Annotated in this window: 11 protein-coding genes and 1 pseudogene; 7 read left to right on the plus strand and 5 right to left on the minus strand. The window is 61.3% G+C overall.

The features are described from left to right. Complete coding sequence (locus J5474_RS17695; protein WP_209362522.1) at positions 1–723, minus strand: IS110 family RNA-guided transposase; 723 nt, start codon at positions 721–723, stop codon at positions 1–3. Positions 724–735: 12 nt separating this feature from the next. Here J5474_RS17695 and J5474_RS17700 point away from each other — a divergent pair, with 12 nt between their 5' ends. From J5474_RS17700 to J5474_RS17725, 6 genes and pseudogenes are all read left to right on the plus strand, one after another. Next, positions 736–1,209 carry a hypothetical protein gene (locus tag J5474_RS17700; RefSeq protein WP_209362524.1) on the plus strand — a complete coding sequence of 158 codons (474 nt, stop codon included), beginning with the start codon at positions 736–738 and terminating at the stop codon, positions 1,207–1,209. A 220-nt stretch (positions 1,210–1,429) separates the two neighbouring features. Further along, complete coding sequence (locus J5474_RS17705; protein ID WP_209362526.1) at positions 1,430–1,852, plus strand: hypothetical protein; 423 nt, start codon at positions 1,430–1,432, stop codon at positions 1,850–1,852. Between the two features lie 10 nt (positions 1,853–1,862). Continuing rightward, positions 1,863–6,938 carry a calcium-binding protein gene (locus tag J5474_RS17710; protein ID WP_209362528.1) on the plus strand — a complete coding sequence of 1,692 codons (5,076 nt, stop codon included), beginning with the start codon at positions 1,863–1,865 and terminating at the stop codon, positions 6,936–6,938. An 83-nt stretch (positions 6,939–7,021) separates the two neighbouring features. After that, positions 7,022–7,219, plus strand: a pseudogene (locus J5474_RS17715) (transposase); the annotation flags it as partial. Between the two features lie 683 nt (positions 7,220–7,902). After that, positions 7,903–8,967 carry a lipid A-modifier LpxR family protein gene (locus J5474_RS17720; protein WP_209362530.1) on the plus strand — a complete coding sequence of 355 codons (1,065 nt, stop codon included), beginning with the start codon at positions 7,903–7,905 and terminating at the stop codon, positions 8,965–8,967. A gap of 174 nt (positions 8,968–9,141) precedes the next feature. Continuing rightward, the gene (locus J5474_RS17725; RefSeq protein WP_209362532.1) at positions 9,142–10,206 is read left to right on the plus strand and encodes a Hint domain-containing protein; all 1,065 of its coding nucleotides are present in this window, start codon (positions 9,142–9,144) and stop codon (positions 10,204–10,206) included. 7 nt (positions 10,207–10,213) lie between these two features. Here J5474_RS17725 and J5474_RS17730 read toward each other — a convergent pair whose 3' ends face one another. From J5474_RS17730 to J5474_RS17740, 3 genes are read right to left on the minus strand one after another with little or no spacing between them, the layout of a single operon-like run. Next, entirely contained in the window at positions 10,214–10,969 is a 756-nt protein-coding gene (locus J5474_RS17730; RefSeq protein ID WP_209362534.1) for an SDR family oxidoreductase, read from the minus strand. Then, complete coding sequence (locus J5474_RS17735) at positions 10,966–12,510, minus strand: GMC oxidoreductase (RefSeq protein ID WP_209362535.1); 1,545 nt, start codon at positions 12,508–12,510, stop codon at positions 10,966–10,968. Before J5474_RS17735 ends, J5474_RS17730 begins: the two co-directional genes overlap by 4 nt. Beyond that, positions 12,507–14,558 (minus strand): acyltransferase family protein, encoded by a 2,052-nt coding sequence (locus tag J5474_RS17740; RefSeq protein ID WP_209362537.1) that lies wholly within the window; start codon positions 14,556–14,558, stop codon positions 12,507–12,509. Before J5474_RS17740 ends, J5474_RS17735 begins: the two co-directional genes overlap by 4 nt. Positions 14,559–14,701: 143 nt before the next feature. Here J5474_RS17740 and J5474_RS17745 point away from each other — a divergent pair, with 143 nt between their 5' ends. After that, the gene (locus J5474_RS17745; RefSeq protein ID WP_209362540.1) at positions 14,702–15,193 is read left to right on the plus strand and encodes a serine O-acetyltransferase; all 492 of its coding nucleotides are present in this window, start codon (positions 14,702–14,704) and stop codon (positions 15,191–15,193) included. Between the two features lie 159 nt (positions 15,194–15,352). Here J5474_RS17745 and J5474_RS17750 read toward each other — a convergent pair whose 3' ends face one another. Beyond that, positions 15,353–16,117 (minus strand): WecB/TagA/CpsF family glycosyltransferase, encoded by a 765-nt coding sequence (locus J5474_RS17750; protein WP_209362542.1) that lies wholly within the window; start codon positions 16,115–16,117, stop codon positions 15,353–15,355. Positions 16,118–16,169 lie beyond the last annotated feature (52 nt).

Genomic DNA, 16,169 nt, shown 5'->3' on the forward strand with positions numbered 1-16,169 from the left:
TTATGCCGCCGCGACCGGAGACTGATAGACACCACCCCTGGCCATCAGAGCCCAGACGATGCGCGCCATTTTGTTCGTCAGTGCCACGCGCACCAGCATCGGCGGCTTGCGCGACAGCATGCCGCCGAGCCACGTGCCGGGCTTGGCCGAAGCGTGGGTATGCCGTTTGATAATGACGCTGTTGGCCCGATGATCAGCAGGCGTCGCAGGGACCGCTCGCCCATCTTCGACGATTGCAATCAACTTCGATGCATTCGCTGCCCCCTGTGGCACGACCTGTCCGAACTCGCTCAAATGCCCTCGCAGTGCATTGATGGCCTGGGTCCGCTGCCGGATCAGAAGCTCGCGCACGCGAAACACCATCGCCGCGCCCTGCGTCTCTTCGCTCTTCCCAGGCACGAAGCGCATCGTCGGACGTAGCGCGGCCTCGCAGATCGCCTCGGCACCGGCCGCATCGTTTTTCTGACGCTTCACGAAGGGCTTCACGTAGGCGGGCGGGATCAGCCGCACCTCATGTCCCAGCTTGCCGATCTCGCGCCCCCAGAAATGAGCGCCGCCACAGGCCTCCATTGCGACGACACAAGACGGAAGCTGGCCGAAAAACTCCAGCACCTGAGCGCGCCGCAACTTCTTGCGTAGGACGGCACGGCCAGTGCCATCGGCCCCATGCACCTGAAATACATTCTTCGCCAGATCGAGCCCGACCGTGATAGTCTCTGACATGACCGCTCTCCTATGTGGATCGTTGCAGACACACCTTGGAACACTGATGCCGCCGGAGGGCGGTCACATCATCAGAGCCGGTTCTTCTCCTGCTACTTCCAGCAATCCAGCGGCTCGAACCGCAACAACAAGGGCGGCAAGAGCTTGGCTGACAATCGCATCGATGTGGAAAGCGGCGGCATTGGCTACATTGTGCCCGATGGCGTGTTCCTTGTCGATCGGCCCGGTCAGAAGCCCCTCTTCGGGCTCTTCGAGCAGCATAACGGCAAGGACACGGCCAAGTTTTTGCGCCAGGTTTATGCCCATACCCAGGCCATGCTCGAAGGTGCCCCTAGCCTGCATTACGATGTGCAACACGAGGGCGTTTATGTGGGCAATCGTGTCTATTGCCAGTTCGAGCACGAGAGTTGCAAGCAGGCCGTTCTTCAGCGCCTGGCCCGGAGCGAAGATTTCAAACCATTCGAAGAAAAATTTGAGTTCCTATAGCGGGGAATAACCGGTTTACACTTCTCGCCAGGCGGGTAGTCTGCCCGGAAGGAACGAGTGTGGGGGCTTGATGGAACTGCTTTTGATTCTCGGCGGCATTGTCTTGGCGCTATATTCGTCTTTGGCCGAAAGAAGAAAGACAAATACATCGTCGTGCAGGAGCGGCGCACCCAGGTTCGCAATCACGTCATCAAGGTGCTTGGGAAGAAGAGGCGTTAGGATGCTTGTCTCTCGCATAAATAATCTGATAGTGTTTTTCTCGATCTTTGCAATCGGTTCTTATGCGGAATCCAGCCGGAATCTATCTGATCAATTTGCGCGGCCTGGTTATTTTCGCCTGTCAGGCCTGTTTCCAGAATATCGATCTGTCTGCGTTGTCCCAGAATACACTCAGGTTTCCAAGTTTGTCTTAGATAATAATTTGGATATTGACGTTGATGTATTCGTGGGTGAGCTTGAAAGCTTTGTAATATTGGTTTCTGAATCAGGCAATGTGATCTATGAGATTGTAAATTTTACCTCTGACGGCATCAGGGTTATTTTTCAAAACTCTGGTTGTTTTGTTTCTTCTGAAAGTTGGATCTCAGTAAGAAAGTCCGCTTCTCCTGTGGGCGGGAAATTTTATAAAATAGAAATAGAATAGGGTTGATAAATTGGACGGCTTTGTAATTCAGAATGGTCCCAATGGTGAGTTGTGGTGGGAAGGACTTCCAACGCCGAAGCAGGCGTGGGGTGATGTTGTTAACATGGTTGCTGGTCCTGCGATTGATTTCGCCCGGTCATTTGGTTTTGACACCACCGGACAAATCAACGCAATGGCTCACACATATGTGGCGGCTAAGTTGGCGTATAATCACCCGGGAGTTAATCCATTTTCACGTAGTGGTTACCCCTCAACCGCAGAATACATGGGATTCCTTAAGGAGATCGTGCCGGGGATTGCCAAGGTTGTTTCTGGAGAGGCTGACGCTTTGGCGAAAGCTGATTCTATCAGGGATTTGTACAACAATGCCGTTGGCATGACCATTGCGAGCGTAGGCGCATCGATGGGTTTGACTTGGGGTCAAGTTGAAGACCTTCTTCAAGCTGCTGCGGAAAATGGCGAGCTAATTTCAGAGCTAGATGATCCACGCTTAGCAAATGCGCTTGAGGAAGCTTTGAATGGTGAAGTTAATATCGATCTCAACCAGGTCTTTTTAGATGCGACAAATGGGCAAACTGGAATATATTACGATGAGAACGACAGCCCACAGCCGTACTCTTATGTTGAGGGTGCCTTGGGTGACAACGTTATTGGGGATGGATACGCATACGATTACACACAAGATTTAGATGATGACTACTGGGATTGGGCTGAAAACACAGTAACAAACGAAAACGGGGATACTTCTCCAAGACCCGTATCCCGGCCTGATGACTTGAATACAGACGGCTCGGGGTTTTGGGATGGTCTTGGTGATCTTCTTGGGCTTTGGCCTGTTATTATGGATCTCGATCAGGACGGCATCGAGATTTCCATAGCTTCAACTGCGCATTTCGATGTGGATGGAGATGGTTTTCGAGAGCAAACCACCTGGGCAGCTCCAGACGATGGCTTTCTGGTTATTGATCTGAATGCAGATGGTAGTCGTGGGGCTGGCGATGGAGAGATCAACCAAGGGCGTGAGTTGGCATTTTCCCTATGGGGCAACTCAGGTGACACCGACCTTCAAGCACTAAGGCGTGCCTTTGACGACAACAACGACGGTATACTGAACTCTCAAGACTCAATTGAGTCGGAGCTACGTATCTGGCAAGACCTTGACCAGGACGGCGAGACTGATGACGGCGAGCTGCGTACTCTCGGTGAGTGGGGAATCACTCAGATCAGCCTAGGCTACGATGACGGCTCCGCCTATAGCAACACCGATGACGACGTATCTATTTTTGGAAACACGCTACATGGCCTGGCATCGTTCACCATGAACGGCCAAGTCGTAGAGGGAGGTGTCGGGGATGTGTCTTTGGCCTATAACTCTATTGGCTGGAGGCGAGTAGAAACGGAAATTGGCTACTCTATAGAGCTCGAAAGCGGGCAATCTTACAACTATGCTGTAATGGATGGCACAGGTTTAGCTGCCGTGAACCTGACGGCTGATAGGCTCGACGGCGTGACTGGTGATGACCGCAACAACCAACTCGACGCTCGAAACCACACACGGTCTGTGCAGGTATCTGGCGGGGTTGGGGCGGATGCTATCTATGGCGGGCATATGGACGATCTGCTGTCTGGTGATGCGGGCGCGGACCATTTGCTTGGCTATGGTGGCAACGATCAGATTTTCTTTGACGCGCACGACGCTATTGTCCGGGGCGGCTCAGGCTATGACACCGCGATCTATATAGGCGACACCGGCATTACCTTTGATCTGCAGACCAACGAGTTCGAAGCAGCCTATGGCGGATCAGGAAACGATACTTTCACCGCAGCGTACTCAGACAGATCTGTAGCAATCTATGGTGGAGATGGCGCGGATAACATAACTTCTGGCAGTGCTGATGACATGCTGTCCGGGGATGGCGGTAAAGACACGATCAAAGCTGCCGGTGGTGACGATATGCTGCTCGGCGGCAGCGCCAATGACAAACTGTACGGACAGGCCGGAGACGACGTCGCATTTGGTGGGGATGGCAATGACTACCTGCACGGTGGGTCAGGTGATGACATGCTCATCGGTGGAGTTGGAAAGGACAATATTTTCGGATCGACTGGCGATGACTATCTCTCTGGTGGTGGCGGACAAGATACGCTACGTGGTGCGGATGGTGACGACCGCCTTCACGGTGGAGCGGGAGCGGATGTTCTGGAAGGCCAGAACGGTGATGATCAGCTCTTTGGCAATGACGGAAACGATACGTTCCATGGAGGCCATGGCGATGACTATGCCGAAGGTGGCGCGGGCGACGATCTGTTCCATGATAGCCACGGGGATGACATATATCGCGGCAGTGAAGGCAATGACACATTTTCCCTCACGATCTATGGGGGTAACAATGTCGTGCAAGGCGGCACAGGGACTGACAAGCTCATCCTAAGCGGCAGCGCGAACATGTGGGATTGGAAACATGTACAAAACGGCGCACAAGGCGTCGGTCAGTATCTGTTCTGGTCAAGCGATACCTTTGTCCAGGTGCAGGACGTAGAGCAGGTCACGTTCAATGGTGGAAATCACCAACTGCATTGGACACATCTGGATCGCCCCTCCACAGCGGAATTCGCACTATCTCTGATTGCCAGCCATAACCATCTGATTGATGCCCTCGGAACGAATTGGCAAACAGGTGAAGACTGGTGGCTGAGCCATGGACAGGGCGAAGACAAGCAGATCACGTTCAATGCTCTGCAATACCTTGCTGCAAATGCCGATGTTTACAACGCTTATGGCATCCATCTCTTCAATGCAACGAAGCACTATATCAACCATGGTCGGGATGAGGGCCGAAGTACCGGCAACTTCAATGCTGAGCAATACTTGCGCAATTACGCTGACGTGCGGGCAGCCTATGGCACCGATCTATCGGGGGCAACTATCCATTACATTCAGCACGGGCGTGCCGCAGGGAAAACTGATGCTGTCATAGCATCATCATTGCCAGATGCTGATTGGGACGCGTTTCTGACGTCTGGAGCAGGCGCAAGCAGCACAATTACCCTGGCGTATGTCAATGCAGCAGAGGACAACCAAGACAGCTTTTACTGGGCAAACAACATTGCTGTGACGGACCCGAACGCGACGATGTTTGGCTGGGAAACGCGTGCGGATTCGATTGACGGCGGCCCCGGCAATGATTCGATCACGTCCGATGTCTACTTCACCTGGTATCAGGCCTATGCTGCTTCTACGGGGCGCAATGACACCGTGAATGGCGGTGATGGTGCTGACACGATTTGGGCGGGCATTGGCGAAGACCTTCTGAATGGACAGAATGGCGACGACGCTCTGATCGGTGAGGCTGGGAACGATACGCTGACCGGGGGCTCTGGCAACGACTATCTGCGTGGCGATGCGGGCGACGACCTCCTGTATGGGAAAGAAGGCTCCGATGTCCTCGAAGGGGGCTCTGGCAACGACCAAATGGATGGAGACGAAGGCTCGGATACTCTTAAAGGCGGCTCTGGTAACGATGTTTTGGTCGGCAACTGGGGCGCAGACTACCTCTTGGGCGGAGATGGTGCCGATACGCTGAGGGGGGGAGATGGGTCCGATGCTCTGCTTGGCGGTTCAGGGAACGACCAACTCAGTGGTGATGCCGGTTCGGATGACCTCGATGGTGGAGAAGGTAACGACAACCTGGACGGTGGGCTCGGTGACGACCGCCTGCAAGGAGATGCAGGCAACGACACGCTTCTTGGCGGTGCGGGCCATGACGGTATTGAAGGTGGTGACGGCCACGATAGCATTGAAGGTGGTGCTGGCTTCGACCATCTGGATGGTGGTAGCGGCAATGACACGCTGCACGGTGGTGGGGATGCGGATATCCTCATTGGAGGTGCCGGGGCCGATCATCTCTCCGGCAATGATGAAAACGATATCCTGAACGGTGGCGCGGGCGGTGACACGCTTCATGGCGGTAGCGGTGTCGATGCCGTAAGTTACGCCGATGCCGGATCAGCGATTTGGGTCCGCATTGACAACACAAGTGCGGCAAGTTTCACGGGCGATGCAGCAGGCGATACCCTGATCGATATCGAGAACGCATACGGTTCGAACTTCAATGACAGCATATATGGTTCCTCCGGGCACAATGCGCTTTGGGGGGCGGATGGAAATGATCGCCTCTACGGTCTGTCTGGCAACGACGACCTATTTGGTGGCGCGGGCAACGACTCCCTTTATGGTAGCAGCGGTATAGACCGTCTGGATGGGGGCGAAGGCAATGACATTCTCTTTGGGGATGCTGGAGCCGATCAGTTGATGGGGGGCGAGGGCATAGACCGTGCGCAATACAGCAACGCAACTGCCGCTGTTCTCGTCGACCTGCAAAACGCCTCCCTCAACACCGGCGAAGCGGCAGGCGATACCTTCGACAGTATCGAGCACCTTCATGGGTCAGCTTACAATGATGACCTACGTGGCGATGCTGGGGCTAATCTACTTTGGGGTTGGAATGGCCACGACAAGCTGCACGGGCGTGATGGCGACGACGACCTGCGCGGTGGAGACGGGAATGACATCCTCTACGGCGGAAATGGCGCAGATCGTCTCGACGGCGGGGCGGGTATCGACCGTGCTATGTATTACGCCACCGGCGCCAGTTTCATAGCAGACCTTCAGTTTTCACAATACAACACCGGCGCGGCGACAGGTGATACCTATATCAGCATCGAAAGCCTGCACGGCGGAAATGGTGACGACAACTTGCGCGGAGACGCCGGAAACAACACGATCTGGGGTGGATCAGGCAATGATCACCTACATGGTCGCCTCGGGAATGACATCCTCGTGGGGCATTCAGGAGCCGATCACTTCAACTTCAACCTTGGCTGGGATCAGGATCAAATCAACGATTTCACTGACAATGTAGATACCGTTGTCTTCCGCAACTTTGGTCTGGCGAACGCACAAGATGCGCTCAATCACGCCACCCAGAGTGGAAACCATGTTGTCTTCGATTTCGGCGGCGGTGATACTCTGACGGTCCTGAATACGAACCTTGCAGCGCTCACGGATGATATTTTGGTTTACTGATCGATTTCCTAGGGTCAGGCCCCATAAACGTGCTTGAGGCTCCACGGGCTGCATGATTCAAGCTCTCAAACACAGGGGGCATGATGAGCGGGCATTTCTGGCTTACCGACGAACAGATGTCGCGACTGCGGCCGTTCTTTCCGAAGTCCCGAGGCCAGCCGCGGGTGGATGACCGGCGGGTTCTAAGCGGGATAATCTACTTTAAGAAGAACGGGTTGCAGTGGAAGGGCGCGCCTTTCGTCTATGGCCCGTCCAGGACGCTCTACAACCGGTTCGTCCGCGCGTATGGGGGTCTTTGCCCGGATCTTCGTCGAGCTTGACTGAGGAGTTCGTAGCCCATTTCCCTTTCTGGGAAGTGGCTACTGAATATCGAGGCATAAAGACATCGTTCTTGCTGTCACAGCGGTTGCTCTACCAGTTCATACTCGGGTCCACCGCACCACAAGCGCTAAGCTTCCGCTCGAAAATCGCAACAGAAGTGCTGCCGAATATGGCCCGTGAAGAAAAGGACACCCCCGACATTCTCTGTGATGCGCACGAACTCCGCACAAGCCCTTGCACCCCGTGTGGCGTCATTGAGGCCAAGGTAAGCCAACGGCTCTACTATCGGCGGAACTGGTAAATCAAAAGGCGCTCACTTGGCCCGTAGACCAAACCGTAGACCACAACGCACCTGTTGACCCCACCGCCCAACTGCAGGTACCCCTTGTTTTGCTGAGGATATTGGCCAGGGCGGTGCCTGCAGCGGGAACTAAACACGCTTCACCGGCACCACACTGCCGAAACAAGACCAGAGGGCCCCGTGCGGGGCGTTTCGCGTGTCCGGACGTGCGCGTGGGCTCCGGCTATCGGCAAGGGCAAAGCCGCCACAGGAAAGCGAAAAATGTGGCCGCAGACTTCTGCGGATCGTCAGGATTGTGTTACCTCTTTCTGGCCCGGGGGGGCACGAAGACCGAGGACCGCGATGCTCCGTCGTTATGCCGTGGCGCTGGCCGCCCTGTTGGCAATTGCGCCCAGCCTGCAGTCGCAGGCCCAGACCGCCGACCATCTGGTGGATTACGCCGGTTCTGATGATGCGCCCGACTATACCCCCGGCATTGACGCGGCGAACATCTATTCTGGAGACCATGGCGATTACACCTATACGCCAAGTGGCCCCGGCAGCCCTGACACTGGCTTTGGGGGCCGGGTTCTGGTGGGGCATGGCCGACTGACCACGAATGACCTCTTTGGTGATCGCCGCGACCGCTGGCAAACCGGTTCTGTCTCTGCCTCCCGCGTGGTGGCGCGGGGGGGATGGACCGGTATGCTGCCCGATCATCCCTTTGACGTGCTGGAGTACCGCCTCGGCGTGCAGGTGGTGTCGCCGGAATACATCCGCGTGCCCGCGCCCGATGACCGGCCATTCGCCGGGGTCGTGTCGCTGGGCCTGCACACGCATTTCATGCGCGGCCCGGTGGAGTTCAGCCTGGGTGCCGATCTTTCGGCCACCGGCTCGCAGACCGGCATCGGTAGCTTCCAGACGGCGATGCATGACCTGATGGGGGTGGTGGCCGCTTCGCCGTCGGTGCTGTCGAACCAGATCCCCAACGCGGTGCATCCGACGGCGGTGGTCGAGGTCGCCAACACCATTCCCCTGGGCCGGGGCGTGCTGCGCCCCTTTGCCGAGGCCCGCGTCGGGCTGGAAACCATGGTGCGCGCGGGCGTTGACCTGACCTTTGGGCCGGTGGGGCAGGGAGAGTTTCTGGTGCGCGATGGCATCTCCGGCCAGCGCTATCGCGTGGTGACAGATGCTATGCCGGGGTTTTCCTACGTGCTGGGTGGGGATTTCGCCTATGTGGACAGCTCGAAGCTCATGCCCGCCAGCCGTGGCTACGATGTGACGAACAGGTCGCGGGCACGCGCCGGGCTGCACTGGCAGGGCGACAACAAGGCCTTGTTCTACGGTGTCACATGGCTGTCGAAGGAGTTCGAGGCGCAGCCCGAGGGACAGTTTGTCGGCTCCATGCGGATCGATCTCTCGTTCTGAGCACGCTTCGCGGCCGGTTTTCCGTGGTTTGACGGGAACGGGAGGACGCTGGATTTGGTCCTTACACCGACATGCTGGTTCGTACAGGTGGTGCTTTCCAACGGTATCGTCATTCGCTAGTCTTTCAACAATAAGAACAATAGAACGGTATAGTTCTCAGGCAGGAATACTGGCATGGCAGCGGGCTATCGAGGCACGTTCGTCATCTCCTGGTCGCAGACGGAAATAGGCGGCTTGAAGGCCGCGCCATCGTCCGCATTGATCGTCGGGGCCGCTTGGTCCTGGCGTGGCGAACCGGTTCGGGTGGATGGTCCGAGAACGGTCTTGCGTCTGGATCAGGCAGAAGGCGAAGCGGATCTGCGTCAGCGGGCGGCGCGCATGGTGCGACGCCTCGTGGGGGCGGCAATACCACGCAAGACACGCATCGACGGAGTGGAGGCAGACCACCCGCTGACGGATTCGAGCTTTGTCGTCACGGACGGATCGGCCAGTTACACGGTGACGCTGATCGAAGTCGGGCGCGGCTCCCTCCCTTTGCTGATGTTCCTCGATGAACTCCCGCCCGCCGGGCGCGACCTGTGGATCGTGCATCACACGCTGGACCTGCGCGGCGGCCACGCGACCGGTGAACAGGCGTCGGGTGTGATCTGTTTCAGCCCCGGGACGCGCCTGCTGACGCCGGATGGTCCGGTGCCGGTGGAGGCCCTGCGCGAAGGCGATCATGTGCAGACGAAGGACAGCGGGCCGCAGGAAATCCAGTGGGTCGGGTCGCGGCGCATGTCCGGCGCACGGCTCTTTGCCATGCCAAAGCTGCGCCCGATCCGCATCCATCCCGGCGCCTTCGGAATCGGCGAGCCGGACGAGGAGATCCTCGTTTCGCCGGAGCACCGGATGGTGGTGAAAGGTGTGGTCGCGCGGGCACTTTTCAACACGCCCGAAGTGCTGGTGGCCGCGCGCGATCTGGTGAATGGGGCGACGGTGCGGCTGGATACCTCCGTGCGCGAGGTGACCTACATCCACCTGCTTCTGCCCCGGCACGAGGTGCTGTTCGCAAATGGCGTGGAAACAGAGAGCTTCCACCCCGCCAACACGGCGCTGTCCACGATATCTGAGGCAGACCGCGCGCGGCTGCTGAGGCGGCTGCCCCAGGTGGCGCAGAACCCGCATACCTACGGCAGTTACGCGCGGCGCAACCTGTCCCGCTCCGAAGCGGCGATCCTGCTGCATGAGGCGGCGTGAGACCGGTCTAGAGGTCCGACAGGACGCGCGGCCTGCGGCGGCGCAGAAGCAGCGCATCCTTTACCCGGTTCTTCAGGCCCCGAGGGGGAAGGATCTCGCGGTCCATTTCAAAGGTGGAGCCGGTCAGCGAAGGGTCGCGCAAGAGCGCGAGCGTCGCCCCCCAGGCGGCGGCGGTCGCGGGGTCCAGCCCGTCGCGGATACCCATCTTCGTCGCCAGCATCCCCGGCATCCAGTCGGACACAACGATGCCCGGAAAGCGGTCGGTAATGTCAGCGATCAGCGCGCGCGTAAAGATGCGCGCCGCGCCCTTCGATACCGAATAGGCGGCGGCGCCGGGTAGCGGGTTCAGGTCTGCGAAGGTTGCCACGTTCAGGATGCGCCCCTGCCCGCGTTGGACCATCGGCCCCAGCGCCGCCAGCGTGCAGTTGACCAGGCCGTTGAGGTTGGAGTTCACCGTCTCCGCCCAGCTTTCTCCGGTCTCCGCCAGCAGGTCGCGGCGCGGATAGATGGCGGCGTTGTTCACCAGCACAGCCGGGGCGGGCAGCGTGGCAAAGGCTGCGCGAACGGCGCCCGCGTCGGCGATGTCCACCGGTACGGCGAAGAAGCCGGGGCAAAGCGCGGCGGTCTCCTCCAGCGCCTCCGCCCGCCGGCCGAGACCCGCGACGGCAAAGCCTTTATGCGCAAAGACGTGCGCCAGCGCCCGGCCAAGGCCGGACCCTGCGCCCGTCACCACCACGATGCCATCCTCAGGTGTGACTCTCATTTTCGCCCCCCCAGCATCCCATCCGCCACATGCAGCGCGAAGGCCGCGATGGTCAGGCTCGGGTTGACCCCCATCGACGTCGGCATGAAGGAGGCATCCGCCACCCAGAGGTTCTCCACATCGTGGGTCCGCCCGTCGGCGCGCAGAACGCTATGCGCCGGGTCGTGGCCGAACCGCAGCGTGCCGCAGGGGTGGCCCCAATTCAGGTCCGGTGCAATGCCCAGCAGCAGCCCACGTTGTCCCCGGAAAGCTTGCCGGAGCGCGCGCCGGAAAACCCGCCGTCGCGCCTTCAACTCGTCATGGAGAGTGTAGTGAATGTGGCCGTCCGCCCCCACGCGGTTTTCGCGGTAGGGCAGATCCTCCAGCAACCCGACGAGGATCTGCGCCGATCCCAGAAGCCGCGCAGCCAGCGCAGCCGGAAGCCGCGCGACGGGAGCGAGGGGCGCCAGACGCGTGCCCTCCAGCATCCGCTGCAGGTAATAGGTGATCTCGCCGTAGGAGGCACGGATACCCATGGCCTGAACCGTCCCCAGCCGCTGCCCGTCGCGGTGGTAGAGGTCGCGGAAAGAGACCGCCTTGGTCGGAGGGCCGTCGAGACCGGGCCAGACCGCCAGAATTTCATTGAGGTGAAACATCAGGTTGCGCCCGACAAGGCCGGAACGGTTGGCGACTCCGTCCGGCCAGTCTTCGCACGCGGACCGTAGCAGTACGCGGGGGGACCCCAGCGCGCCGCCCGCCAGCACGATGCGCCGGGCGGTGAAACGGCGGGAAGTGCCGTCAACCGTGGCCTCGACCGCCGCGATACGGTCGCCGTCCATGACAAGGCGGGTGACCTCCGCTCCCGTCACCAGCCGCGCCCGCCCGGTGGCCAGCGCCGGTTCCACCCCGGCAGAGCGGCCATCCATCTTGCAGGCTTTGGGACACTTGCGGCCAAGACACATCCGGCAGCCGTCGATGCGCTCGATCCCGGTGGGGGCGTGGTAGGGGTGCAGGCCGGAGCGCTGGAGCCGGTCAAAAAGGCGCGCCTCGACCGCGGTCAGCGGGGGTGGCGCGCGCAGGGGCAGGGGTACTTCGGGCGACAGCGGATCCGGCGTGCCGTAGACCCGGTAGAGCCGCGCGGCCTCGGCATAAGAGGGCGCAAGCGTATCGAAACCCAGCGGCCAGCCGCCGGTGGGATGCGGCCGGCCGGGGGTGTCGTCGATGTCGTGACGGTCTGGCCGCTCCAGCGTAGCGGCGTAGAAGACCGAAGACCCGCCCGGCCCGGACCCCAACGGCGCGAAAAAGCGCTGCGTGATACCGTCGACCGTGGCTGTCAGGGGGGCGGGCCAGAGGCCCCGCACCGCGCGCGCCTCGGGAAGGGCGACTTCGGACAGGCCGTTTTCGGCGCTTCGGGCATCGGCCTGCCCCTTTTCGAGGAAGAGCACGCGCATCCCGGCCTCTGCCAGCCTGCGTCCCAGCGTACCGCCGCCGATGCCGGTGCCGATCACCAGCGCGTCCCACCCGCCCTCCGGCGCGTCGCCGTGGTCCGCCAGCGTGCTCATTCCTCCGTGGCGCCCGACAGCGCGGTCTCCCGCAGCGCGCCGCGAAAGACGGGGGCAAAGAGGTCGCGCACCCGGCGCGCGGCGTTGTTGGTGACATGATTGTTGTCGAAATACTGTCCCACGCCGCCCGCCAGCGCGGAGCAGCGCGTGGCATCGCAGAACCGTGGCCAGGGGTCGATCCACTGCACACGCCCCGCGGCCACCAGCGGCATCCAGGGCGCATCCGCCTGCTCGCTGCGACCGAGAAGCGCGGTAGGGTCCACATCCGTTTCAACCACCGGGGGCGCGGCCAGGGGCAGGCCCCGATGCGCCGCCTCGCGCGCGGCGCGGCGGCTGTCGTAGCGCGGAATCTCCGGCGGCTGGCGCAGGACAAACACGCGGGGAAAGAAACGGTCCAACTGGGCGACAGTGGCTTCTGCCGCCTCCGCCAGAACGGCGCCCTGGGGTTCGCCGACCCGTTCCGGGCGCTGCGTCGGATAAAGCGCGATGGCGTTGCCCGCGTCAAAGCCGATGCCCTTGCCTTCGGCGTAGTAGCCCCAGCGCCCGATGAGCAGCACGGTGTCGATGGAGGAGAGCCGCCCGAACCCCTGCCGGACCTGCGTGTTGGCCTGACGGCAGGCTGTGTCCTGTGCCGGGGTGGCGGCGCTTTCGACCTTGCGCAGGTCGACCAGCGGCGGGCAGCCCGCGCGCCAGAGGAGGATGGCAGGCACGTCCGCCTCCTCCGCCGCCTGCGCCAGCCCGTCGTGGAAGGCGCGGGCGTGGCTGTCGCCCCAGATCAGCACCCGGGGCGGGCCGACGGGGCCGATGGGGCAGACCTCCAGCCCGTCAAGCGGCAGCGCGTCCTCCGTGTAGCAGCGGCTGAAATCCTGAAGGAAGTCGGCGGAGGCGTCGACATGCACCCGCGCCTCCGGCCCGAAGCGATCGGGCAGGCCGTCCCGCAGGAAGACATTCACACTCACCGCCAGCGCGCCGATGGTGGCGAGCCCCGTGGCGGAAACGATGACCCCGCCGGGAAGCCGCCACGCCCGCCGCACCGGGCGTTCGATGAACCGCCACGACAGGAACGCCAGCAGGAAGGACAACGCCATCCAGATCAGTGCCTCGGCCGGGCCAGCGTAGCCGTCGCGTAACGTGTTGGAAAGCGTGTAGACCGGCCAGTGCCAGAGGTAGAGCGAATAGGACATCAGCCCCACGAAGCGCAGAGCGGGCTTGCGGAGAAGGCGGTTGACGGTGCCGTCGTTCGTGCCGCTCGACAGGATCAGCGCGGTGCCCAGAACCGGCACCACCGCGAGCAGGCCGGGGAAGTTCGGGCCGGCGGGGATCGTGGCGACGGAGATCAGCACCAGTGCCAGCCCGGCCCAGGAGAATCCGCGCCAGCCAGTCCATGTGGTGCCGCGCGACTGCCCCCAGATTGCCAGCAGAACGCCCGTCAGAAGCTCCCACGCGCGGAACGGAAAGAGGTAGAAGGTCGCCGTGGGATACTGCGGCGTCAGCCAGACGCAGGCGGCGAGCGAAGCCCCCCAGGCGAGTGCGAGCATCGCAACCATCTGTCGGGGCCTGCGCAGGAAAAGCAGCATGAGGAGCGGCAGCAGGATGTAGAACTGTTCCTCCACCGCCAGCGACCAAGTGTGCAGCAGCGGCTTGTCGTGGGCGCTGGCGTCGAAATAGCCGCTCTGGCGGAAAAACAGTACATTCGATAGGTAAACCGTGGCGGCGATGGCGCTCTTGCCCAGCTCTCGGAATTCGAAGGGTAAGAGCAGCAGCCACCCCACCGCAAAGGTTGCCGCCAGCACGGCAAAAAAGGCCGGGGCCAGCCTGCGAAAGCGCCGGACGTAAAAGGCGCCGAGGCGGAGGTGTCCGGTTTCCTGAAGTTCGCGCCAGAGGATGCCACCGATCAGGAAGCCCGAGATCACAAGGAACACGTCCACGCCGACAAATCCGCCCCGGAGTGGCAGACCGAAGTGATAAAACACGACCGAGAGGACCGCGATAGCGCGCAGCCCATCGATTTCGCCCCTGTATTTCAGATGGCGGGTGTCGTTGCTCATGCTTCCGGCTTCTCCGGCTTCTCCGGCTTCTTTGGCGGCGAATTCCGCGTGCCGGTCACGCCGAGACGCCTCTGTGTTGCCATGAGGGTGATAATACCGCATTTCAGGGCAGGAATAGGGCGGATGGGCGAAGGTACGCGGGAATGGACGAGAAGAGCGGCATCTCTGCAACCCATCCCGATTGGTCGCGCGAGCGGGTGGAGCGGTTCTGGGATCCGGGCAGGAAGCTGATCCGGTCGGTCCGTCGGTATCAGCACTGGCGCGGCCGGGGCACCCTGGGACGGGCGATGTCGAAGTATTGGGTTCTGAACCATTGGTTCTGGTCGCTGATGACGCAATCGGAATTGCACCTGACGGCGCAGGTGGGCGGTGGGCTGCGGATGACGCATCCCAACGGCATCATCGTGCATCCGGAGGCGGTGATCGGCCCGAACTGCATGTTGTTCCATCAGGTCACGCTGGCCGGACGCGTGGTGCTGGGCGGTCATGTGGATGTGGGCGCGGGAGCCAAGCTGATCGGGCCATTGACCGTGGGCGATCATGCGGTGATCGGTGCAAACGCGGTGGTGACGCGGGATGTGCCTGCGGGGGCCGTGGTGGCCGGTGTCCCGGCGCGGGTGATTTCGGGCGGATGACTGGTGGGTCGGGGCGTCGATTCGCTGCGTAAATCGCCCGGGACAAGGCGTTGCGATTTTCTGCGCAAATCGACTGGCGCGCCCTTCGGCCGCGAGTTTGAGTATTTGAACCAAGACGAAACCGGGTCCCGGTGAAAGCGGCGAGAGGCCGATGCGAGGTCAACTGGCGGGATGGCGCAGGCGCGACAGCGTTGCCTTGGCGGTTTCCGAAGGCAGGATGGCGAGACATTTCGCATAGCGGGGCCCCAGACGCTTTGGCTGGCTGAGCGCCCTCCAGAGCCATTCCATCGCCAGCTTGCGGACCCATGATGGCGCACGCTGCTGGCTGCCTGCGAAGAAGTCGAGACCCGCGCCGATGCAGGCAAATCCCACCTCCGGGGCGACCTTGCGGCCATACGCGGCAAAGATCTCCTGTCTGGGCGCGCCCAGTGCCACGAAGCACAGCCGCGCGCCGCTGTCGGCGATTTCGCCCAGCATGGCCTCTGCCAGTTCGCCCTGCGGGTCAAAGCCCATGGCGGGCGCAATGGTGCAGGCCACCCGCAGGTCGCGCACTTCGCGTTCGAGGTAGTCCTTCGCCGCCGCCAGCACCGGCTCCGTCGCGCCGAAAAGTGCCACCTTCACGCCCTGCGCCGCTGCGATGCGGGCCAGCGGCAGGATTGCCTCCGACCCGGGGATCAGCGAGACTGGCCGCCCCGCAAGGCGCGACAGCCAGACGACGGGGTTGCCGTCCGCCACCACGAATGTCTGCGCCGCATAGGCACTTCGAAAGGCCGGAGAGGCGCGCAACTTCACGAGGTGGTCGAGGTTCAGCGTGGCCAGCGCGAAGCCTTTTCGACGCGCGAAACGCTCGCGCACCCGCGCTTCGAGCGCGGCCCATGTCGGCACGTTCACCTGGATCGCCTGACCTTCGACCCGGAATTCCATAAGGCAGCCTTTCCCGCCCCTGAGGTGGGCGTTCGGCGCCTTGATAGCTGTT

Source organism: Sagittula salina (assembly GCF_017813235.1).
Lineage (GTDB): Bacteria > Pseudomonadota > Alphaproteobacteria > Rhodobacterales > Rhodobacteraceae > Sagittula > Sagittula salina.

What these genes read in the sequence shown, in the direction of transcription:
- J5474_RS17725 (WP_209362532.1), top strand. Translation starts at nt 9,142, where the DNA reads ATGGCAGCGGGCTATCGAGGCACGTTCGTCATCTCCTGGTCGCAGACG.
- J5474_RS17695 (WP_209362522.1), bottom strand. Translation starts at nt 723, where the DNA reads ATGTCAGAGACTATCACGGTCGGGCTCGATCTGGCGAAGAATGTATTT.
- J5474_RS17735 (WP_209362535.1), bottom strand. Translation starts at nt 12,510, where the DNA reads ATGAGCACGCTGGCGGACCACGGCGACGCGCCGGAGGGCGGGTGGGAC.
- J5474_RS17705 (WP_209362526.1), top strand. Translation starts at nt 1,430, where the DNA reads ATGCTTGTCTCTCGCATAAATAATCTGATAGTGTTTTTCTCGATCTTT.
- J5474_RS17720 (WP_209362530.1), top strand. Translation starts at nt 7,903, where the DNA reads ATGCTCCGTCGTTATGCCGTGGCGCTGGCCGCCCTGTTGGCAATTGCG.
- J5474_RS17740 (WP_209362537.1), bottom strand. Translation starts at nt 14,558, where the DNA reads ATGAGCAACGACACCCGCCATCTGAAATACAGGGGCGAAATCGATGGG.
- J5474_RS17745 (WP_209362540.1), top strand. Translation starts at nt 14,702, where the DNA reads ATGGACGAGAAGAGCGGCATCTCTGCAACCCATCCCGATTGGTCGCGC.
- J5474_RS17730 (WP_209362534.1), bottom strand. Translation starts at nt 10,969, where the DNA reads ATGAGAGTCACACCTGAGGATGGCATCGTGGTGGTGACGGGCGCAGGG.
- J5474_RS17700 (WP_209362524.1), top strand. Translation starts at nt 736, where the DNA reads ATGTGGATCGTTGCAGACACACCTTGGAACACTGATGCCGCCGGAGGG.
- J5474_RS17750 (WP_209362542.1), bottom strand. Translation starts at nt 16,117, where the DNA reads ATGGAATTCCGGGTCGAAGGTCAGGCGATCCAGGTGAACGTGCCGACA.